The organism is Hydrocarboniphaga daqingensis (assembly GCF_900129825.1).
GTDB classification, from domain to species: domain Bacteria; phylum Pseudomonadota; class Gammaproteobacteria; order Nevskiales; family Nevskiaceae; genus Hydrocarboniphaga; species Hydrocarboniphaga daqingensis.
The window spans coordinates 154711-174964 of sequence record NZ_FQWZ01000003.1 but is presented as its reverse complement, the minus strand read 5'-3'; the positions used below and the strand labels follow the sequence as shown (position 1 = coordinate 174964).

Annotated in this window: 17 protein-coding genes and 1 tRNA gene; 6 read left to right on the top strand and 12 right to left on the bottom strand. The window is 66.0% G+C overall.

What is annotated here, in order from left to right:
* Positions 1-17 precede the first annotated feature (17 nt).
* A complete protein-coding gene (locus BUB09_RS06780; RefSeq protein ID WP_072895943.1) occupies positions 18-971 on the top strand; it encodes a DMT family transporter in 954 nt (317 codons plus the stop codon).
* Here BUB09_RS06780 and BUB09_RS06775 read toward each other — a convergent pair.
* Together BUB09_RS06775 and BUB09_RS06770 are read right to left on the bottom strand one after the other, a co-directional pair.
* On the bottom strand, positions 968-2257 hold the full coding sequence (locus BUB09_RS06775) for an adenylate/guanylate cyclase domain-containing protein (protein WP_139250155.1): 1290 nt from the start codon (positions 2255-2257) through the stop codon (positions 968-970). The genes BUB09_RS06780 and BUB09_RS06775 overlap by 4 nt on opposite strands.
* A gap of 66 nt (positions 2258-2323) precedes the next feature.
* On the bottom strand, positions 2324-4123 hold the full coding sequence (locus BUB09_RS06770) for a monovalent cation:proton antiporter-2 (CPA2) family protein (RefSeq protein ID WP_072895941.1): 1800 nt from the start codon (positions 4121-4123) through the stop codon (positions 2324-2326).
* A gap of 202 nt (positions 4124-4325) precedes the next feature.
* Here BUB09_RS06770 and BUB09_RS06765 point away from each other — a divergent pair, with 202 nt between their 5' ends.
* The 4 genes from BUB09_RS06765 (at position 4326) to BUB09_RS06750 (ending at position 8025) form a co-directional block, all read left to right on the top strand.
* Positions 4326-4934, top strand: a complete 609-nt coding sequence (locus BUB09_RS06765) for a type IV toxin-antitoxin system AbiEi family antitoxin domain-containing protein (RefSeq protein WP_072895939.1) — start codon at positions 4326-4328, stop codon at positions 4932-4934.
* 35 nt (positions 4935-4969) lie between these two features.
* Complete coding sequence (locus tag BUB09_RS06760; RefSeq protein ID WP_072895936.1) at positions 4970-6013, top strand: phospholipase A; 1044 nt, start codon at positions 4970-4972, stop codon at positions 6011-6013.
* 9 nt (positions 6014-6022) lie between these two features.
* The gene (locus tag BUB09_RS06755) at positions 6023-6511 is read left to right on the top strand and encodes a GAF domain-containing protein (RefSeq protein ID WP_072895934.1); all 489 of its coding nucleotides are present in this window, start codon (positions 6023-6025) and stop codon (positions 6509-6511) included.
* Positions 6512-6600: 89 nt separating this feature from the next.
* Positions 6601-8025 carry a diguanylate cyclase gene (locus tag BUB09_RS06750; protein ID WP_072895931.1) on the top strand — a complete coding sequence of 475 codons (1425 nt, stop codon included), beginning with the start codon at positions 6601-6603 and terminating at the stop codon, positions 8023-8025.
* A 27-nt stretch (positions 8026-8052) separates the two neighbouring features.
* On the opposite strand, the gene BUB09_RS06745 is transcribed toward BUB09_RS06750, so the two are convergent.
* Both BUB09_RS06745 and BUB09_RS06740 read right to left on the bottom strand, forming a co-directional pair.
* Complete coding sequence (locus tag BUB09_RS06745) at positions 8053-9939, bottom strand: ATP-binding cassette domain-containing protein (protein ID WP_072895928.1); 1887 nt, start codon at positions 9937-9939, stop codon at positions 8053-8055.
* A gap of 84 nt (positions 9940-10023) precedes the next feature.
* Entirely contained in the window at positions 10024-10689 is a 666-nt protein-coding gene (locus BUB09_RS06740; protein WP_139250153.1) for a hypothetical protein, read from the bottom strand.
* Positions 10690-11005: 316 nt separating this feature from the next.
* Between BUB09_RS06740 and BUB09_RS06735 the strand changes: the two genes are divergently transcribed.
* The gene (locus BUB09_RS06735) at positions 11006-12388 is read left to right on the top strand and encodes a GGDEF domain-containing protein (RefSeq protein WP_139250152.1); all 1383 of its coding nucleotides are present in this window, start codon (positions 11006-11008) and stop codon (positions 12386-12388) included.
* 2 nt (positions 12389-12390) lie between these two features.
* Here the strand turns inward: BUB09_RS06735 and BUB09_RS06730 are convergent, their stop codons facing one another.
* The 8 genes from BUB09_RS06730 to BUB09_RS06695 form a co-directional block, all read right to left on the bottom strand.
* Positions 12391-13467 carry a response regulator gene (locus BUB09_RS06730; RefSeq protein WP_175550124.1) on the bottom strand — a complete coding sequence of 359 codons (1077 nt, stop codon included), beginning with the start codon at positions 13465-13467 and terminating at the stop codon, positions 12391-12393.
* The gene (locus tag BUB09_RS06725; protein WP_072895918.1) at positions 13460-14569 is read right to left on the bottom strand and encodes an HDOD domain-containing protein; all 1110 of its coding nucleotides are present in this window, start codon (positions 14567-14569) and stop codon (positions 13460-13462) included. Before BUB09_RS06725 ends, BUB09_RS06730 begins: the two co-directional genes overlap by 8 nt.
* Before the next feature lie 6 nt (positions 14570-14575).
* The gene (locus BUB09_RS06720; protein WP_072895916.1) at positions 14576-15562 is read right to left on the bottom strand and encodes a sensor histidine kinase; all 987 of its coding nucleotides are present in this window, start codon (positions 15560-15562) and stop codon (positions 14576-14578) included.
* A gap of 235 nt (positions 15563-15797) precedes the next feature.
* A tRNA-Thr gene (locus tag BUB09_RS06715) sits at positions 15798-15872 on the bottom strand.
* Positions 15873-15886: 14 nt separating this feature from the next.
* A complete protein-coding gene (locus tag BUB09_RS06710; RefSeq protein WP_245793174.1) occupies positions 15887-16672 on the bottom strand; it encodes a type III pantothenate kinase in 786 nt (261 codons plus the stop codon).
* Positions 16669-17616 (bottom strand): biotin--[acetyl-CoA-carboxylase] ligase, encoded by a 948-nt coding sequence (locus tag BUB09_RS06705; RefSeq protein ID WP_139250150.1) that lies wholly within the window; start codon positions 17614-17616, stop codon positions 16669-16671. Before BUB09_RS06705 ends, BUB09_RS06710 begins: the two co-directional genes overlap by 4 nt.
* Complete coding sequence (plsY, locus tag BUB09_RS06700) at positions 17613-18272, bottom strand: glycerol-3-phosphate 1-O-acyltransferase PlsY (RefSeq protein WP_072895911.1); 660 nt, start codon at positions 18270-18272, stop codon at positions 17613-17615. Before plsY ends, BUB09_RS06705 begins: the two co-directional genes overlap by 4 nt.
* A gap of 58 nt (positions 18273-18330) precedes the next feature.
* The gene (locus BUB09_RS06695) at positions 18331-20124 is read right to left on the bottom strand and encodes a M61 family metallopeptidase (protein ID WP_072895908.1); all 1794 of its coding nucleotides are present in this window, start codon (positions 20122-20124) and stop codon (positions 18331-18333) included.
* Positions 20125-20254 lie beyond the last annotated feature (130 nt).

Here is a 20254-nt window from a genome sequence, read left to right as displayed (position 1 = left end):
CCGCCGAAGCCTCAACGATGAGCCGCGCTGGCCTGCTTTACGCGGTGCTGGCCTGCGCCGGCTGGGGCTTCGCCTTCGTCGGGCCGCTGATTCTCGGCCCGTGGCCAGGGCTGGCCGTGGCCGCCGGCCGCTACATCGCCTATGGCTTGGCATCGGCCGTCGCGCTGGCGCTGCTGTACCACCGCTCGCGGCCGCCGCATCGCCCCGGGCTGTGGCGCCAAGCCACCGCGCTGACGCTGACCGGCAACCTGCTGTATTACGCATTGCTGAGCGTTTCGGTTCAAAAAGCCGGCTACGTGATGCCGACGCTGATCATCGGCTTGCTGCCGGTGACGGTGTCGCTGGCCGGACGCTGGCGCTCGCGGCAGGCGCCGAGCGCACGCTATGCGCTGGCCCTGCTGCTGATTCTGGGCGGGCTGTGGCTTGCCCACGAGCGCCAGCCGGCCGGCGCCGACGACCTCGTGCGCGTCACGTCCGACGAAGTGCTGGGCCTGGCGTGCGCGTTTCTGTCGCTGGCGCTGTGGACGTTCTACGGCATTGCCAACAGTGAGTGCCTGCGCGGCCGGCCCGGCACCAGCGGCGTGGAATGGGCCTCGCTGCAAGGCGTGGCGGCACTGCCGTTTGCGCTGATGCTGTTCGTCGCCAGCACCGGCACGTCAACGTCGCCGATCCCGCAGGACTGGACGGCGTTCATCGTCGTCAGCGTGGTGCTCGGTCTGATCACGTCCTGGGCGGCCAATACGCTGTGGAACATGGCCAGCACCCGGCTTCGGCCGTCGCTGCTGGGCCAGATGATCGTGTTCGAAACCATTGCCGGCATCGGCTACGGCGCGCTGCACGCCGGCCGCTGGCCCGCGGCAACGGTGCTGGTCGGGACGGCGCTGTTGATCGCCGGCGTGGTCGTGGCGATCAGCGAGCCGGCGCCGGCCGTCGGCGCGGCGCAGGCCGACCCGCCGACGCCGCCCGCTTAAATCGCGAAATGCGCCACCGGGTCGCCGAAGCCCTTGAGCACGACGGCGGGGCGCTCGGACATCGGCAGGTTGCCCGCCGCGATGCGGGTCGAGGTGTCGATCAGGATCTCGCCATCATGGGCTTGCTCGCACAAGCGGCACGCCAGGTTCACGGCGGTGCCGACGGCCGTGTATTCCATCCGCGACACGCCGCCGATGACGCCGACCGTGACCGGCCCGCTGGCAACGCCAATGCCGATGCCCAGCGACGGGCCGGTGTCGCGCCATTGGCCGACCAGTTGCTGGCAGGTGGCGCGAAGCTGGCGCGCCATTTCGGTGGCACGCGCTGCGTGATCGGGCATCGCGATCGGCGCACCGACCAGCACCAGCACGCCGTCGCCAGCGTAGTCCTTGATCGTGCCGCCGTAGCGCGCCACGACCGCGCCGACCGCGTCGTAATACTCGCGCAGCACCTGGATCACCATCTGCGACGGCACGGCGCGAGCAAAGCTGGAGAAGCCGCGCAGATCGCAAGCCACGGCCGTGATCGTCAGCTGGTTGTCCTGCATCGCCTGGCGCAAGCCGCGCTCGGACACCAGCTTGGCGACTTCGGGCGACAGGAAGCGCGCCATGAACAAGCCGCGCCGGCCCTGCAGCACGTGATAGTGAACGGCGCCGATCAGCAAGATCATCTCGCCGATAACGATCGCGATCGTCCCCAGATTGGTCGGCAGCACGAAGCCCGACAGCATGAACGGCGTGCAACCGGCGAACGCCAGCAGCCGAGCGCGTTCGGCGCGGTCTGGCCGCCGGTTCAGCAGCAGCACCAGCGACGTCAGCCCGGCGAGCACCGACAGCAAAACCGGCACTGTAAACAGCCAGAAGCCGCCGCGCAAGAACGCGCCGGAGCCGCCGGCCGAGCGCAGGAACTGTTCGATACGCACGTCCGGCCATAGCAAGGCGAACAGCGTATAGAACCCGGCGCAGATCTGCCCGAAGCGCAGCACCCGGTCACCGAAGCGGGTATCGAATTCAGCCGGCGCCGGCACCGTGCGACGCACGCGCAGCAGCCATTCGAGCATCGTCACGATCGCCAGCGACTCGGGAATCGCCAGCCAGCCGGACCAGGTCGGCGCATGCGCTGCATCGGGGATCAGGCTCTGGTTCAGGAAAATCGCCAGGCTGGTCGTGCCCAGCGCACCGGCCAGCGCGCGCGAGGTCTTGCTGCGGCGGTCGGCCGACAGAAACGCCAGCGCCATGCCCAGCGCGACCACCGACACCAGAATTTGCGGCGTGATGTTGCCCACGGCTCCCCCCTCGTCGCGACAGCCTAGTACAGCTTGCGCTGCGGCGGGCGAACGCCGGGCAGCACCTCAGGATCGGGCCGACGTCGCCGCGCGCACCGCCGCCCCGTCATCACTCTGCTTGTCGGCGTCGAACAGCTCTTCGAGTTCACGCGCGGCCTCGCGCGCGGCCTGTTGCATGGACTGTTCGTCGCGCGGCCCGGCGAGCTGACGTAGCAGGGTTTTTTCGTCGTTGCGGCGGAAGCCGTCGATCGTGCGCTCGGCTTGCGACTCGCTGTCGCCGAGCAACTGCAATATCTGCCGGGTCGCCTCCAGCGACGAGAAGTAGCTGCGCCGGATCACGCTGTGCACGCCCAGGTCGGTCAGCTCCATCGCGTGCTGACGGGTGCGGGCGCAGGCCAGGATCGTCAAATCCGGAAAGTGCCGCCGTGCGACCTCGACGACGCGCATCGATTCGGTCGCATCGGCGATCGCCACGACCAGCAACCGCGCCTCGTCGGCGTGCGCGGCGCGCAGCACTTCGACCCGTGCCGCATCGCTGTAGAACACCAGGATGCCGAACTTGCGCAGGAACGCGACGTTATCGGCGCTTTTGTCGAGCACCGCGTAGCGGATGCGCCGCGTACGCAGGATACGGCCGATGATCTGCCCGAAAGGCCCGAAGCCGGCGATCACCACCGGCGCGGCGTCGACGTCGATCTCGTCAAACGGCGGCGGTGCCGTTTCGGGCCGCAGCCGTGCGTGCAGCAGGTACAGCAGTGGCGACACCATCATCGACAGGGTCACCGACAACACCAACAAGTCCTGCAGCGGCTTGTCGATCAGCCCCGATTCGCTGGCGACGCCGAACAGCACGAACGCAAACTCGCCACCCTGGGCCAAGGCCAGCGCCAACGACCGCGACGAGTCGCCCGGCATACCGCTGACGCGCCCGACGCCCCACAACACCACGGCCTTGACCGCGATCAGCCCGAACACGATCGCCAATACCAGCAGCGGCTGCTGCGTGGCCAGTCCGACGTTGGCCGACATGCCCACGGCAATGAAGAACAAGCCCAGCAGCAGGCCCTTGAACGGTTCGATGTCGGCCTGCAGTTCGTGGCGATACTCCGAGTCGGCAAGCAGCACGCCGGCCAGAAACGCACCCAGCGACATCGACAACCCGACCGCCTCCATCGCCAGTGAGGTTCCGACCACGACCAGCAGCGCCGCAGCGGTGAAAATCTCGGGCATTTGCACCCGCGCCAGCGCGCGCAGCAGCGGCCGCAACGCGTAACGCCCCCCAAGTACGGTCAGCACGACGGCGCCGAGCGCCATCGCAACACTGATGGCGGTCGATGCGCCGCTGGCAGCGGCCTGACCCGGATGTACGCCCAGCACCGGCACCAGCGCCAGGAATGGAATCACCGACAAATCCTGGAACAGCAGGATCGCGAACGCGCCGCGTCCGTGCCGCGTCGTCAGTTCGCCGCGCTCGGCCAGCATCTGCAGCACGAAGGCGGTCGACGACATCGCCAGCCCGAAGCCGGCGATGACGGCAGCAGCCGTCGGCAGGCCCGCTGCGATGCCGATGCCGGCCAGCGCGATCGACGTCAGCACCACTTGCATGCCGCCAGTGCCGAACACCGCCGAGCGCAGACGCCACAAGCGCGAAGGCTGCAGTTCCAGGCCAATGATGAACAACAGCAACACCACGCCGAACTCGGAGAAATGCAGGATCGATTCGACGTCCGATATCAGCCCCAAGCCCCAGGGCCCGATGCTGACGCCGGCGGCCAGATAGCCGAGCACGGCGCCCAGACCGAGGCGCTTGAACAGCGGCACGAACATCACGGCGGCAGCCAGAAACAATGCGACGTCGACCAGCATCGGGGGTCCTTCCCTGTTCGGATGGAGCGCCCGGATGGGCGTTCGCGTTTCACGGATAGTGCGGAAAGCACTCAAGACTTTGTCACAAAGTCTTTTACAATTAATAGCTTGAAACGATCTCTTGCAATACTTTCAAACTTGTTCTCAAATATATACAGATTTTAAAAACATCTTACGCTTGCACACAGGCCCGCCTCTCCGGATGGACGAACCAAGCAAATCCGACCGCATCGTCGAGCTGGCGTCAAAGCTCGGCGTGCTGCGTCCGAAGGATTTGGCCGCCGAGGGCATTCAAGCCGAATACTTGCGCCGGGTCTGCGACAAGGGGCTGATCAAGAAGGTCGGGCGCGGCAGCTACGTGCTGGCCGACAAACCGGTGACCTCGCACTTGGCGCTGGCCGTGGCCGGTCGCGCCGTACCCAACGGCGTGATCTGCCTGCGCTCGGCGCTGGCGTTCCACGGCTTGGCCGAACCGCTGTCTGACGAAGTCTATATCGCGATCGAGCGGCGCGCGGCGCGGCCGCGGCTCGACTATCCCGAGGTCAAGGTGGCGCGCCTGGGCGGCCCCGCGTTTACCGAAGGCGTCGAGCACCACGAGATCGAAAGCGTCACCGTCAGCATCTACGCGCTCGAAAAAACGCTGGCCGACTTGTTCAAGTTCCGCAACAAGATCGGCCCGCACATTGCAGTTGATGCGCTACGCGCTGCGTTCGCGGCGCATAAGGTCGACAAGGACAAACTCTGGCACTACGCCAAGCTGTGTCGTGTCGAGCGGGTGATGAAACCTTACGTGGACGCGTTGGCGGCCTGAGCCCGCAGCGCGACCCAGTCGATGGGAAGCCTGGAATGACAACCGCGACCTCGGCCCTCGCCGCCCTCTGCCTCACCGTCGGATCGACGCTGTGCCCGGCGACGGCGCTGGCGCAAGCCGCACCCGAACCCGCTTCCGCACCGACCATCGACGCGCCAGGCGCCGCCATCGTCGCCAGCCCGCCCGCCGTCGAAGTCGCGCCACAGGCCGTGACGCCGGAACTCGGTAGCGGGTCAACGGGCGACAGCGCTCCGATGTCGGCAGTCAGCGCCGCGCTGCCGTCCGACGCACCGCCGCCGCCATCGCCGATGACGCAGAACCTGGGTCTGTTCGGGCGGATGCGCAGCGACGATCCCGACGCGTATTCAATCGTGTCAGTGGCGCGCGGCCTGTCGACGCACAAGCCGATGTTCATCCTGCCGGCCACGTACAGCCCCGACTACACCGGCGCACAGACCGAAGTGATCTTCGCGATCAGCGCCAAGGTGCAGTTGTTCAGCACGCCGCTGTACTTCGGCTACAGCCAGCGCTCGTTCTGGCAGGTGTACGACGCCGACCGCTCGCGGCCGTTCCGCGAAACCGACTACAACCCGGAACTGTTCTACCGCTGGACGCCGGACCCGAAGCGCTTCAACCACTGGGGCGCCGACTTTGGCGCCGAGCACGAATCCAATGGCCAGGACGTGCCGGACTCGCGCTCTTGGAACCGGTTGTACGTCGCGCCGTTCCGCGCCAAGGGCAAGTCGCTGCTGTACGTCAAAGCCTGGTACCGGCTGCCCGAGGACGCCAAGAAAACACCGGACGATCCCAAGGGTGACGACAACCCCGACATCGAAGATCACTACGGCTACGGCGAGTTGCACTACCAGCGCCAGGTCGGCCGGCGTCAGGTCGTCCACACGATGCTGCGCCTGAACCCGGACACCGGCCACGGCGCGCTGAACATCAACTACACGATCCCATCACGCGACGGCTCGATCTTCTACCAAGCCTATCTGTGGCATGGATACGGCGAGAGCCTGCTCGACTACAACGACTCGGTCACGCGCATCGGCCTGGGCATCGCGTTTTCCCGTTAGGCTGTACCCATGTTCGAACTCCACGACACCTCGACTCTGTCCAAGCCCGAACGCTACGCGGCACTGCTGAGCCAGGCCCAAGGCTTGTTTGCCGGTGAGCGCGACGCGATCGCCAACGCGGCCAATCTGTCGGCGCTGATCTTCCACGGCCTGCCGGGCCTGAACTGGGCCGGCTTCTACTTGCTGAAGGACGGTGGGCTGGTGCTCGGCCCGTTTCAGGGCAAGCCGGCTTGCATCCGCATCGCGCTAGGACGCGGCGTCTGCGGCACGGCTGCGGCGACGCGTCGTACGCAAGTCGTCGAGGACGTGCACGCGTTTCCGGGCCACATTGCCTGCGACAGCGCGTCCAACAGCGAAATCGTCGTGCCGCTGCTGGACGGCGAACGCCTGCTGGGCGTGCTGGATCTCGACAGCCCCGAGCACGCGCGCTTCGACGACACCGATCGCGCCGGGCTCGAAGCGCTGGCCGCACTGTGGGTCGCGGCATCGGATCACTGAGTCCGAGCACCCCGCCGGGCGCGGCGGCGGCTCAAGTTCGCTGAACAAGCGCCGATAGGCGGATTACCCCTTGTTCGCCCGACGCCCCCATGGAGCCTGACCGCTGGCAGCGCCAATACCGCGAGACCGTCGACGAGCTGGAAAAGCGCGAACGACACTGGCGCGACACCGAGGAACTGCTGCGCCGGATCGCGAGCCGGCTGTGCATCGCCGCGCGTGGTCAGCACGAGACGCTCGACGCCTCGCTGACCCAAGTGCTGGGCGCGTTGCGCCGTCCGGCCGAGCCGGGGCCGCTGGAGACGCTGCTGGGCCAGCTGACCCAGGCCGTGACCGTGCTGGACCAGAAGGACGCGCCGCCCGCGACCACGGCCGTCGTACCGGCGCGGTCTGCTGTCGCTGCCACGCAGTCGGCGCCGGTCCCGGCGCTGCCCGCTGTCACAACCCCCGCTGCGGTGATGCCGCCACCGTCGCCGGCACTGACGCAGATGCTGCAACGGCTGCTCGACCGGCTCTCCGCACTGCCCGGGGCCGGCGACCGCGCGCGCGAACTGCTCGGCAAGCTCGGTGACCCGCAGCCCACGCATGAATCACTGGCCAGCGTCGCGATACAGGTCGCCGATCTCGCCGACGCCCAAGCGCAGACGCTGCACCGCGAGAAAGCCGAAGCCGATCGCCTGCTGCGGATGTTCAACGAACGCCTGGAAGACATCGTCGAGCATTTGCGCGGCGACACCGAAGAGCGCGCCAGCGCGCTGGCCGAAGGCCATGCGTTCGGCCAGCAGCTGCTCAGCGAAACCGAGGCGCTGTATGCCAACACGCGCGACGCCGCGGATCTGGCCAGCTTGCAGAGCCAGGTGTATCGGCGTCTGACCGCAATCGACCAACGCGTGCGCGACTACCGCGTGCGCGAAGAGGCACGCGTGCAGACGCATCGTGAGCGCAACGAGGCACTACGGTCGCGGATCGAAGAACTGGAGAACCAAACCCAGACCCTGATGCACTCGGTGCGCAAGCTCGAGCGAAAAGCCAGCCGCGATGGCTTGACCGGCGTGCCCAACCGGGCGGCTTATGACGAGCGCGTCGCGGCCGAATTGCTGGCCTGGAAGCGCGACCAACGACCGCGCAGCATCGCCGCGTTCGACGTCGACCACTTCAAGCACATCAACGATCAGTACGGGCACACCGCCGGCGACAAGGTGCTGCAGGTGCTGGCCAAGCAGCTTGGACGGCGGCTGCGCGACAACGACTTCCTGGCTCGCTACGGCGGCGAAGAGTTCGTGATGCTGCTCGACGACGTGACGCCGTCGCGTGCGCTGGCGGTGACCGACAAGCTGCGGCAGACCGTGGAGAAGCTGGGCTTCCACTTCCGGCAGATGCCGGTGTCGATCACCGTGTCCTGCGGCGTGACCGGGTTTCGTGACAACGACACGCCGCAAAGCTTGTTCGAGCGTGCCGACCAGGCGCTGTATCAGGCCAAAAATAGCGGCCGCAACCGCTGCTGCATCTCGCCCTGAGCCGCGGCACCGGGAGGCGAGCGCTCTTTACTTCAGCGCTTCGAGCTCTTCCCAGCGCGCGTAGGCGGTTGCCAGCGTCCGCGCCAGCTCGTCGAGGCGCTTTTGTACCTTCAGCACTTGATCCTTCGGGCGGTCATAGAAGCCGGGCGCGCTCAGTTCGTCGGCCAACGTGGCCTGCTCGGCTTCGAGCTTTTCGATCCGCGCCGGCAGCTCCTCAAGCTCGCGACGCTCCTTGGCGTTGAGCGCGCGCGCGATCGTCAGCTTGGCGGCCACGGCCGGCGCCGCAGCCGGCTTGCTGCCCGCGTTGTTGTTGCTGCCGCCACTGCTGGCGCGCAAGGCCGACGCCGGGCGCTGCCGCACCCAGTCCTGATAGCCGCCGATGTATTCATTGACGCGGCCACCGCCTTCAAACACCAAGCAGCGCGTGACCACGTTGTCCAGAAACGCGCGGTCGTGCGACACCAGCAGCACGGTGCCCTCGTAGTCCATCAGCAGTTCTTCGAGCAGCTCCAGCGTTTCCATGTCCAGGTCGTTGGTCGGCTCGTCGAGCACCAACAAGTTGGACGGCACCGCAAACAGCTTGGCCAGCAGCAGGCGGTTGCGCTCACCGCCGCTGAGTGCGCGGACTGGCGAACGTGCCCGGTCGGGCGTGAACAGGAAGTCCTGCAGGTAGCCCATCACATGCTTGCGCGCGCCGCCGATCTCCACGTAGTCCTTGCCGTCGCCGAGGTTGTCGACGACCGATGCGTTCTCGTCCAGGCCCCCGCGCAGCTGGTCGAAGTAGGCGATCTGCAAATTGGCGCCGAGCTTCATCGCGCCGCTCTGCGGCTGCAGCCGGCCCAGCAGCAGGTTGATCATCGTGGTCTTGCCGGCGCCGTTGGGCCCGATGATGCCGAGCTTGTCGCCGCGGATGATCGTCGTTGTCAGACCGCGCACGATCGGACGCTCGCCATAGGAATAGGCCACGTTGTCGGCTTCGGCGACCAGCTTGCCGCTGCGGTCGGCTTCCTGGATCAGCATCCGCGCCTGCCCAGGCGCATTGCGTCGCTGACTGAACTGCTGGCGCAACTGCATGAGCCGCTCGACACGGCCCTGGTTGCGCGTGCGCCGCGCTTCGACACCTTTGCGGATCCAGGCTTCTTCCTGCGCTAGGCGCTTGTCGAACAGCGCGCGCTCCTGGCTTTCCGCGTGCAGTCGCTCTTCCTTGCGCCGCAGATAGTTGTCGTAATCACCGGGCCAGCTGGTCAGCCAGCCGCGGTCCAGTTCCAGAATGCGCGTCGCCAGCCGCTGCAGGAATGCACGGTCATGGGTGACGAACAGGATCGCGCCCGGATAGCCGACCAGGAATTCTTCGAGCCAGGCGATCGATTCGACGTCCAGATGGTTGGTCGGCTCGTCGAGCAGCAGCAGATCGGGCTGCTGCACCAGCGCCTGCCCGAGCAACACGCGGCGCTTTAAGCCGCCCGACAAGCTGCTGAAGATCGCCTCGCCGGGCAGGTCAAGCCGAGAAATCGTCTCGGACACGCGCTGGTCCAGCGTCCAGCCGTCGACCGCTTCGAGCTTGGACTGCACATCGCCCAGCTCGTCGTAGCGCTCGGCGGCGAGCAGCTCGTGATAACGAGCCAGCAGCGCACCGGCGGTACCCAAGCCTTGGGCGATCACTTGGAACACGCTGCCGTCGGTGCCGGCCGGTACGTCCTGCACCAGGCGCGCGATGCGCAGGCTCTGCGCGCGGACGATCTCGCCGCTGTCGATCGCAACGACGCCGTCGATGACCTTCATCAGCGTCGACTTGCCGGCACCGTTGCGGCCGATGATCGCGACGCGTTCGCCCTTGTCGATCGAAAAAGCGGCGTGGTCGAGCAGTACGGTGCTGCCCAGATTCAGAGAAACATCGCGTAGCGTCAGCAGCATGAGGCGGGCACAGCGGCAAAGGGCGGCCAGTCTAGCCGGTCGGGCGCGTGGCGGACGCGGCCGGCGCGCCGACGCGTCGGTCAGCTACTCCGAAAATCCGCTGATGATCTGATAACGAATCTGCGTGGCATCAGCTTCGAGCACCCGAAGCAACGCGTCTCGGTAGCGAATCTCGGTCACGGCGGGGGCCGTATCGAGCCTGACTTGCAGCGGCTGGGTATAGCTCGGCGCGCTCAGATCATCGGTGTAGTCCTGGTAGCGCAGCTGAATCACCTGACCGTTAAGACCCAGGTAGATCAGCTCCGACTTGAAGCCGCGCGCCATCCGGCTGTCGACTTTGTCGTAAGGCTCCGGCACCGGCAGCGGCCGGACGCTGCTGGCGACGCCCCAGTTGCTGACCCAGTCGTGGTCGAAAGCCCTATCGCCATCGCGGTCGTAGAAACAGGCCACGCTGCTGGCCTGTGGCGGAGTGCAATACGCAGCCTCGCCGTCGACGCGTCGCGCCACCAACGGATAGCCGGCACGTAACGCGTAACGACCGGGGGCCGCCGCAATCTCGGACCGAGGCTTGGCCGTCGGTTCGGTCGCATAACGGTAGCGATCCAGCATCACGTCGCCGACGCGAGCACTGGCACGGTCACCGACGCGGAAGCGCGCACCGTCCCGTGTCTCAGTGAGGTCAGCGATCGTCGTGCACGCGGCCAGCTGGGCAGCCAAGACCAGCAAACCAGCGGTAATGAACGTTTTCACCGGGGTGGTTTCGATCGGTGGAGGACAGACGGCACTATAGGTTCGCTGTCCACAGAGTGCCCACTGCAGCCTCAGCGATACGCGCCAAAACGAGGCCTGCGCCTGCAAAACACCCCCATCGGTCGATAGCCGGTAGCAATTTGCCGGCAGAGCGCGCGTTGACCGTACAACGCCGCGTCTAGACTTTCGGTGCCCGACGCAAGGCAACACTCGTACACGAAGCGCTGCGCCTGATCAGGCCCGCATCGGATCGACCGCGCCGGAACCACTGCCGATATGGGATGCGGCAGAGCAATCAATCAAGGGATGGATGACGATGCTGGTCAACTCGGCAGAACGAGGCTGGTGGTCATGGCTGCCATTCAAGCCGCCTAGCGACGCTGACGACAGTGCTGCACCGGATCTGGCGGCCGAAGATCTTCAGGCACTGGAACGCATCGTCTCGGGGCGATTCCACACCGAGGTGCTGTCGCCCGCGCTCGCCGAGAGCCTGCGTGTTCATCTTGGCCATCGCACGCTGCCCGACCGCCTGTATGCCGTGCTGGGGCTGATGACGATGACGGCGGTCGCACCACTCTGGATCTATGCCGCGATCCCGCATCCCTTGCAGGACCCGGTCGTGGTCTACGGACTGCTGTTCGGACTGCTGTTGGGATACGCCGCTCTGACGCGCTTCCTGTTGGTTGATTGCAGCCATCGATTGATCGACTGGGCTATCGGCGGCATGTTCATGGCCACCGTCGTCTGCGCTGAATATGTTCGCTACAGCGAAGGCTTCAGCCGGGGCGAGCTGACCCCGTCGATCATGCTGGTCGTTCCGGTGATGATGCTGTCGCTGGTGAACCAGCCGCCGACACGTTCCATCGGCTTCGTCATTTGCTACGGATTGGTGATCCTGCTGTTTGATGCGCTGTATCTGGCGAGCGACTCCACGCCGACACCCTCGATCTGGCTGATGCAGGCCCTGGTCCTGGGACCGATGCTGGTGTCCAACCTGCTGCGGCAGGTATCGATCCAACACGAGTGGGCCGCCCGGCTGCTGCTGCGTAGCCAGGCCTTTCGCGATCCACTGACCGGACTGCCGAATCGGCGTGCACTCGAAGATCATTTCGAGCGCGTACAGCGCCAGCAGCACCGGTCGGACGAGGGCTCACACCACTACCTGGCGCTGATCGACCTCGATCGGTTCAAGCAGATCAACGATACCTACGGTCATGTCCGGGGCGATCAGGTTCTGGGGCATGTGGCGCTGATCCTCAACCGCAGCGCGCGTCGGCCCTTCGATATGGTGGCGCGTATCGGCGGCGACGAGTTCGCGATCTTTCTGTACGACTGCGCATCCATTGACGGTGAAGCACGCGTCGAAGCGCTGCTGCGCGACATCCGGCTGGCGCGTCTGGAGCATGAACAAAGTCCCGACCATATCGTGACCTGCAGCGCCGGAGGCTGCTCGATCTCGCCCGGTCGCACGCTGACCGATTCAATGCGGGTGGCCGATACCTCGCTGTATCGCGCCAAGAGCAACGGGCGCAACCAACTATTCACCGGATCCATGGAACGCGGTCAGCGCCTGGGTCTGGACGGCGGTCGATCATCGCGAACCTATTATGACGAAGGCGGCGGTCGAGCCTCCGGGTTCACGATCATCGTCAACGATGCGGGCGCCATCCATCGCCGAGCCAAGGATGAGCCGCGCTAGCGTTACAGCGGCTGCACTCTGACGCCATCCGCGATCTTGCCGAGCTTCAACAGGTTGTTCAGCGCCGTAATGGCCGCTTCACTGAGCCGCTGGCCCTTGTGCAGCACCAACATGCCGGCATCAGTCAGCACGTCCTGCTCCAGCAGCCAGCCCGGCACCAGTTTGTGAATGGCTTCGAGCCGCACGCCATGGATGTCCGGCACGAAATCATGCACGGCATCAATGATCCTCGGCGCAATCTTGTGGCGTGCGGCGATCAGCGCTTGCTGGGCCCGGTTATGGCCCAACTCGCTGTAGGTCAGGCCTTCGAGCACGACGGCCGCATGTAGCAATTGCGCGCCTTGGCGACTGGTCTCGTCGAGCTCGACCGGAATCGCGCTGTCGTGATACCGGACCATCAGCGCAACTTTGTCGAGCCGGGGTATCGAGCGCAGCAGCGCCCATGCCCGCTCGGAATGTGCAGGCATCGCACTGCCTTCCACGATGGACGGCTCAGAGTCGCCACCGGCGCGGCCAATCTGGCTCAGTGTCGCGGCGGCTTCGTATTGCCAGCGGTCCGACCACTGCAATCGGGGCAAACCGTAGCGTACGCACTGCTCGACGAAGCGCGTCTTCAAGTAGGCCGCCGGACTGGCCAAGGCCAGCATCTGCGACATCGCCCGCATTGTCTCCAGCAGCGTGGTGTGCAGCAGGGCCGATTCGGCGTCGCGTGCCTGTACCAGCGCCAGCGCATCGTCGAGCGCACCGAATAGCGTGGATTGCGGACATGGCTTGGTCAGCAACTTGAAGATCGCGCCTTCGTTGACGGCCGCGGCAGCCTGTTCGAGATCGGCATGGCCGGTCAGCAGCAGCGTGACGACGCCTTCATGACGACGTCGGACTTCCTGCAGAAACTGCGCACCGTCGAGTACCGGCATCCGCATATCCGACACCACGACGCGGATGTCGGGATGGTCAATCAGGCATTTGAGCCCGGCGATACCGGAGGTGGCCGTGTACAGCTCGTAGCGCTGAAACAGGCTGCGCTCGATCGCAGCCAGAACCTGGGGCTCGTCATCAACGAACAGCACGCTAGCCACGATCCCGCTCTCCATCGATCGCCGTGGTCTGCGCCAGACATTGACGAGCCAGACCCAGCAGCGCGTCGGCACGGTTACCGAGTTGCAGCAAATAGCCGCTGTCGCAAGCCTCGGCGTTGGCCACGCAGACGGCGATATGGGTGGCCGTGATCAGCTCGCGCATCGCCGCATCATCGACCCATCGAGGCGAGTGATGCTGCCGGACCAGATCCACCAGCGAATCCGGCATGCCCCACGTCGACAGCAGGTAAGCACCGACCTCCGCGTGGCGATCGGTCGTCGACATTCGATACCGATGCATCAGCATGCGACCGATATCGGCCAGCAGCGCCGCCGTCATCGCCACATCACGTCCCGGCGTACCGTGCATCAGCGTGGCCGCGATGATCGAGGCTTCGATGGCACAGCCGCGCAGACGGGCCAACACGGGATCGTCACGATAGGCGTCGTCGGAATACAGATCGCAGATCAGAATCAAGGTCCTGATCGTCGAGAGTCCGAGCCGGACGACGGCGGTGTGAACATCGCTGATCGGTGCGTTGGCTCGAAAATAGGCCGAGTTGGCCAGCCTCAGCACATTGGCGGCCAGCGCCACATCATGCTCGATCAGTGCCGTCACTTGGCCCAAGTCATAGCCGGGCGTCGTCAACAAGGCTTGCAATTGCAGATAGCTGCGCGGTGCCACCGGCAGCCGGTCGAACTGCCCGACCAGGGCGACCAACGACGCATCATCCTGGCGCTGTCGATCCTCGGCGCAGTGCTCGATCAACGTCTCCAGCGTCGACAGGTCGCAAGGCTTGGTCAGGTACTGATGGGCAACGTCGAGCGCACGGATCGTCATCTCTTCATCGGCATGGCCCGACAGAATCACACGCAGTGTCGAAGGCCAGCGCTGCTGCACCTGCTTGAGCAGACGGGCACCGTCCATGCCCGGCATCCGCATGTCGCTGATGATGATGTCGGGCGCTGCCGCTTCGCAAAACGCGATCGCCTGACGGCCCGACGTCGCATAGCGTACGTTCCAATCGAAGCCCGCCAGTCCGATCGTGCGCTGTACGCCCTTGAGTATCAGTTCTTCATCGTCGACGAACAGTACGTCCATGGCCGCTTACTCGCTGGTCGCCTGCAACGGCAGTTCGATATGGAACGAGGTTCCTTCTCCGGGCGCGCTATCGAACCACAGGCGACCGCGATGCTTCTGGACGACGATCGAGTGGGCGATCGCCAGGCCCTGCCCGGTACCCTTGCCCACGGCCTTGGTCGAATAGAACGGTTCGAACACTCGGCCGCGAGCGGTATCGGCGATGCCGCAGCCGTTATCGACAATCGTGATGCGCACGCAGTCGGCCAAGGCGCGGGCCCGAATCTGGATCAGTCCCTTCTCGTAGCGCCCGGCCTCGACCTGGCTTGCGATTGCATGGGCGGCATTGATGATGATGTTCAGCAGCACGCTGTAGATGTCGTCGCGGATGCACGGCACTGGCGGCATCTGGGGCGTCACGTCGATCTGCATGTCGGCGACATACTTCCACTCGTTGCGCGACACGACCGACGTGGTGTTGATGATGTCGATCATGTCGACCGAGTCGCGCTGTCCATTGCTGGCATGCGACAGGCGCTTCATCGCCGAGACGATCAGGATGACCCGCTGCAAGCCTTCGATCGTCTGCTCAAACGCCAGCGGAATCTGCTCGCGTGCGTACCGCAACTGGCGCTCGTTGACGGTACTGCTGCCGTCGGCACGTGGGTCGAGCAGCATGAAGGCCTGCTTCAGGAACGCGACGTTGTCGGAAATGAACTGAATCGGCGTGTTGATTTCGTGCGCGATGCCGGCCGCCAGTTGGCCGATCGCTTCCAGCTTCTGGGAGTGCAGCGCCAACGGCTGCACTTGTCGGACCATCGACAGCATCTGGGCCAGAAACGCCGCCTCATCAAGCCGGGCCGTCTGCGGCGGCGGTACAGGCTGACCGACCATTGCGTGGATCACGCTCAGCAACTGCTGACGCTGATCGTCGATCGACGCGCCACCGCCTTCGTCGTCGGCATCAACTGGATCGGGTGCGGCGCTTAGCGGTGAATCGAACGTTGCGGGCATTGGAACCCCCTGCGTGTCGATGCACGCTAGGCCGATCACCGCTGCTGCCGGCATCGATCGCGACCAACGGCAGCGAAGCGCATCGCCAAGGGCAGGCGCCGATTCTCTGCCGCATTCGCGGCCATCGAGAGCGCCTGATCCCGCCGGTATGGGACGGCGGCAACCGACCCCAACCAAAAAGCCCCCGTTTCCGGGGGCTCGACGACGCGGTGTGTCGCGTCATCCGTCGCTTTTTTGGTGCCGAGTGAGGGATTTGAACCCCCGACCTTCGGTTTACAAAACCGCTGCACTACCGCTGTGCTAACCCGGCGAAGGGCCGCAAGTTTAGTCGTGCAGGGCACCGCCCGCCAGCGCGGCCGGCGAGGCAGCGGCCGCGCACCAGCGCAGGCCTTCGAGGACCAGCAGCGGCCGGTGCTGCCAGGGCCCGGTCAGATAGGGCAGCAACTGCGTCGCGTCGCCGCCGGTAATGAACCGGGCGCTATCGGGACCTGCCAGCGCGGCCGCACGGTCGATCGCACCTAGGCAGGCAAGCATCGCGCCTTGGCGCACGCAGGTTTCGGTGTCGCGGCCAAGTCCGCCGTCGTAGCCGGCCGACAGGTCACGCGTAGCGAAGCGGGTGGCGCCGAGCACGGCACGCTGCGCGGTCAGCAGGCCGACACCGATCGTGCCGCCACGGTGCTCACCATCGGCACCGATCACGTCGGTGGTCAGTGCGGTACCGGCATCGACGACCACCGCACCGGCTGGTGCCAAGTGATAGGCCGCCAGCATCGCCAGCCAGCGGTCGACACCCAGGCGCACCGGCTCGACATACGCGCTGCGCAAGCCCTGCTGCGCCGCAACCGCCCGGGCGTACTGCGGCCGGAAACGCCAGCGCGACTCAACGGCCGCATCCAGCGCGGCTTCGCCGGCGGCACCGAGCACATGCGAGATCCAGATCTGCGCCGGCGCTTGCGGCGGCAGCGTCAGCCGCGCCAGCGCACCCGCTGGATCGGCGTCGTGCGGCTCGGTCGGCAGCATCCGCAGTGGCGCCTCCGCGTCGTCGGCCCATGCCGCCTTCACACGGCTGTTGCCGATATCGAGCAGCAGCATCGGGCTGCTGACGCTCATGAGGCGAGCCGCAGGCTGACGTCGCCGGAATGCACGACGCGTCGCTCGCCGTCGACGTCGACGCGCAAGGCGCCGATCTCGTCTACGCCACGCGCGATGCCCTGATACGACGGCGTCCCGGTGATCTGCACCGGCTGGTCGCGCGTCAGATCCAGCGCACTCCATTCGGCCGCCAACGGCGCGAAGCCCTGATACTCGAACGCACCGACGACGCCGTGTAGCGCCGTCAGCAGTGCGCTGGCGACGGCATTGCGCGATGCCTTGGCACCGAGCGCTTCATCGAGGCTGATCCAGGCTTGGTCGATACCGTCGGCCTGCGCGTTCGACATCGCCACGTTCAAGCCGATGCCGATGACGACCCGGCAGGCGCCACCCGCCTCGCCTCGATGCTCGATCAGGATGCCGCCCAGCTTGCGATGGTCGACCCACAAGTCGTTCGGCCATTTCAGTTGCAGCGTCTGCAGCCCGACGCTGCGCAGCGCCCGCGCGCAGGCGACGCCGACCGCCAGCGGCAGCGCCGTCAGCTGCGGCGGCCATTGGGTAAACGACCAGGCCAGCGACAGGTACAGATTGGCGCCGTAGGGCGAGCGCCAGACCCGGCCGCGCCGACCGCGCCCGGCCGTCTGGTATTCGGCCAGCAGCGCCTGCGGATCGTCGATCGGGGCGGCATCGAGCAACTGGCGATTCGTGGAATCGGTGCTGTCGACAACCGCCACGCGCAAGCCAGCCGGTGCGCCGCCCTGCAGATGCGCCGCATCGAGCCGCTCCAGCGGCTGCGTCAGCCGATAGCCCAGCCCCTGGCGCGCCTCCACGTCCAAGCCCATCTCGCGCAGCTTGTCGACGCGCTTGGCCAGCCCGGCACGCGTGATGCCGGCGCTGGCGGCCAGCGCCTCGCCGCTATGCCACTGGCCGTCGGCCAAAGTATCGAGCAGGCTCTCGCTCACCGACGCGGCGCCCACAAGCGGCCGAGCACGCGGGCTTTTTCGAAGCGATGCTCGGTGCCAGTCAGCAAGCGACGGACGTTGTCGCGGTGCTTGAACAGCACCAGTGCGGCCATCGCCAGCGTGAACACGCTGGCCGGCGCGGCGAGCGCCTGGGCTTTGAAGATCAGCACGTACAGCAGCGCCGTGCCGGTTGCACCCAGCGTTGCGGCGCTGACATAGCCGGTCAGCATCACCACCAGCGCGAACACCAGCAACATCCACGGCAGCGCCGGCGTCATCAGCGCACCGAACACGCCGGCCAGCGTTGCCACGCCCTTGCCGCCGCGAAAGCCCAGCGTGACCGGATAGCAATGTCCCAACGCGACGCCGACGCCGCACAGGTACTGGATCGATTCCAGCGGCACGTGGCCTGCTCCGGGCAGCGGCCACGGGATCAATGGAACCAGCCGCGCTGCCACGACGCCTTTGAGCACGTCGATCAGCAGTACCGACAGTGCGAAGGCTGCACCCTGCGTGCGCAAGGCATTGGTGGCGCCGACATTGCCGCTGCCCTGCTGGCGCAAGTCGATGCCGCCGCGCAGCCAGCCGACGATTTGTCCGCCCATCAGGTTACCGACGGCGTACGCACAAACGAGTTTCACAATGGCTTCGATCATGGGCGTTTAGTACGCAGCGCCGCGTCGCCGGGATTCAGAACGCATCATCGGAATCGCCTCAAACGCCGAGCCAGGCTTGGCGCCGCGCCAGGCGCTCACCGTCGACATCGGCCAGCGTCAGCGTCCAGGTATCCAACGGTGCCGGCAGCAACGTCAGCGTCGTCGACAACAGCTCTTCACCACGGAAGAAATCGACCCGCACCTCGCGCCCGGCGTCGATCAGGTCGAGACGACGGGTCCAGTTCTGCGCGCTGACGCGCAAGCCGTCGATCGCCACCAACTGATCGCCGGCCGCCAAGCCCGCCTGCATCGCGGGACCATCGCTGATGACAGCCGCGATGCTGGTGTCGCCGGGCCGCAAGCGCAGCCCAGCCCAGACGCCGTGCGCGCGGCTGGCGGTGCGCCCGCCATCGTCGATCGGCGACGTCGCCGCGCGTAGCGTGGCCGTGACGCCAAACTCGGCCAGCAACTCGGCCAGCGGCAGCTCGTCGGTGCTGCGCAGCGCAAGATCGAAGAACGGCCGCAAGGCCAGACCGCTGAGTTGCTCTGCGGTGTCGGCCAGCCCGTTCTCGGGCACGCCGATATCCTGAGCGCCATAGCGCTGCCACAAGGTGCGCATCACATCGTCGAGCGTCACGCTCGATTCAAGGCGCAGCTTCAAGTCGAGACACAGCGACACCAGCGCGCCTTTGACGTAGTAGTTGGTGCTGGCGTTGATCGAGTTTTCGTCGGGCTGGTAGTACTTGATCCAGGTTTCGAAGCTGGCGTCTTCCAGCGTCTGCGTCAGCCTTGCCGGGGCGCGCTGCAGCCGCGTCGCTTGCTCGGCCACCAAGTCCAGATAGACCGGCGCGTCGATGATCGCGGCACGCAGCAGAAACAGATCGTCGTAGTACGAGGTGGTCCCTTCGTAGTGCCACAAGTCGCGCGTGTAGGCTTCGCGCTGCAGGTCCGACTCGGCGAATGCAGCGGCGGTGATGCGCTTGACGTTCCACAAGTGAAAGTACTCGTGAGAGCACAAGCCGAGAAACGTGCGGTATTCGCGGCTCAACTCGCTCTTGCCGGGCCGCGGAAAGTCGCCGCGCGAACAGATCAGCGCCGTGCAGCTGCGATGTTCCAAGCCGCCGTAACCGGACGACACCACGTTGGTCAGGAACAGATACGAGTCCAAGCCCGGGCCGCGCGCCGGCTGCTGGCCGAACATCTCGCGCTCGACATGGCAGATCTTCTGTAGATCGCCGGTCACGCGCGCCGCGTCGAGCTCGACACGCCCCGACAACACCAGCGCATGCGGGATGCCGTCGACGTCGAAGTCATAGCGCTGGAACGGCGCGATCTCGACCGGGTTGTCGATCAGTGTTTCGTAGTCGGGCGCCGAGTATCGACCGAAGCCGTCGGCATCGACGTCTTCGGCGGTCAGCGTCGTCGCCAGCTTCCAGTCGTGGCACAGCGGATCGAGCGGACGTTCGATCGTCAGCTCGAAGCGGGCGCGCTCGTAGCCAGCCGGGCAGTAGAACAGCGAGCTGCCGTTGAAGAACCCACGCCGCGTATCGAGAAACGCCTTGCGCACCGACTCGTCGAACGCATTGACGCCGTAATGCAGCGTCAGCGCGCCGCGACCGGGCACGCGGAAGCGGTTCTTGTCGAGACGCTCGATTGTTTGCGCGATGCCGTCGCGCTCGGCTCGCAGCGCGAGCACATGCTTGGCGAAGTCCCGGACCAGATAGCTGCCGCGGATCCAGCCGGGCAAGCTCAATACCAGATCGGCCGGTGCGTCAGCGAGGTGACAACGGACATCGAACCGGTGAGCGCGCAGATCGGCGAGCGTGACGGCGTAGCAGACGACAGCGTTCAAGGAACAATGGCCAAGGTTGGAGACTAGGCCGATTCTAACCGCCCGAGCGGCGATGTCATCGCAGCGTCACCGCGCTGTCATCGCTGGATTTTAAGGTCGTCGCCGTCCCACCGCATTGCGGCTGGGCTTG

What these genes read in the sequence shown, in the direction of transcription:
- BUB09_RS06780 (WP_072895943.1), top strand. Translation starts at nt 18, where the DNA reads ATGAGCCGCGCTGGCCTGCTTTACGCGGTGCTGGCCTGCGCCGGCTGG.
- BUB09_RS06770 (WP_072895941.1), bottom strand. Translation starts at nt 4,123, where the DNA reads ATGCTGGTCGACGTCGCATTGTTTCTGGCTGCCGCCGTGATGTTCGTG.
- BUB09_RS06765 (WP_072895939.1), top strand. Translation starts at nt 4,326, where the DNA reads ATGGACGAACCAAGCAAATCCGACCGCATCGTCGAGCTGGCGTCAAAG.
- BUB09_RS06760 (WP_072895936.1), top strand. Translation starts at nt 4,970, where the DNA reads ATGACAACCGCGACCTCGGCCCTCGCCGCCCTCTGCCTCACCGTCGGA.
- BUB09_RS06755 (WP_072895934.1), top strand. Translation starts at nt 6,023, where the DNA reads ATGTTCGAACTCCACGACACCTCGACTCTGTCCAAGCCCGAACGCTAC.
- BUB09_RS06750 (WP_072895931.1), top strand. Translation starts at nt 6,601, where the DNA reads ATGGAGCCTGACCGCTGGCAGCGCCAATACCGCGAGACCGTCGACGAG.
- BUB09_RS06745 (WP_072895928.1), bottom strand. Translation starts at nt 9,939, where the DNA reads ATGCTGCTGACGCTACGCGATGTTTCTCTGAATCTGGGCAGCACCGTA.
- BUB09_RS06735 (WP_139250152.1), top strand. Translation starts at nt 11,006, where the DNA reads ATGCTGGTCAACTCGGCAGAACGAGGCTGGTGGTCATGGCTGCCATTC.
- BUB09_RS06725 (WP_072895918.1), bottom strand. Translation starts at nt 14,569, where the DNA reads ATGGACGTACTGTTCGTCGACGATGAAGAACTGATACTCAAGGGCGTA.
- BUB09_RS06720 (WP_072895916.1), bottom strand. Translation starts at nt 15,562, where the DNA reads ATGCCCGCAACGTTCGATTCACCGCTAAGCGCCGCACCCGATCCAGTT.
- BUB09_RS06710 (WP_245793174.1), bottom strand. Translation starts at nt 16,672, where the DNA reads ATGAGCGTCAGCAGCCCGATGCTGCTGCTCGATATCGGCAACAGCCGT.
- plsY (WP_072895911.1), bottom strand. Translation starts at nt 18,272, where the DNA reads ATGATCGAAGCCATTGTGAAACTCGTTTGTGCGTACGCCGTCGGTAAC.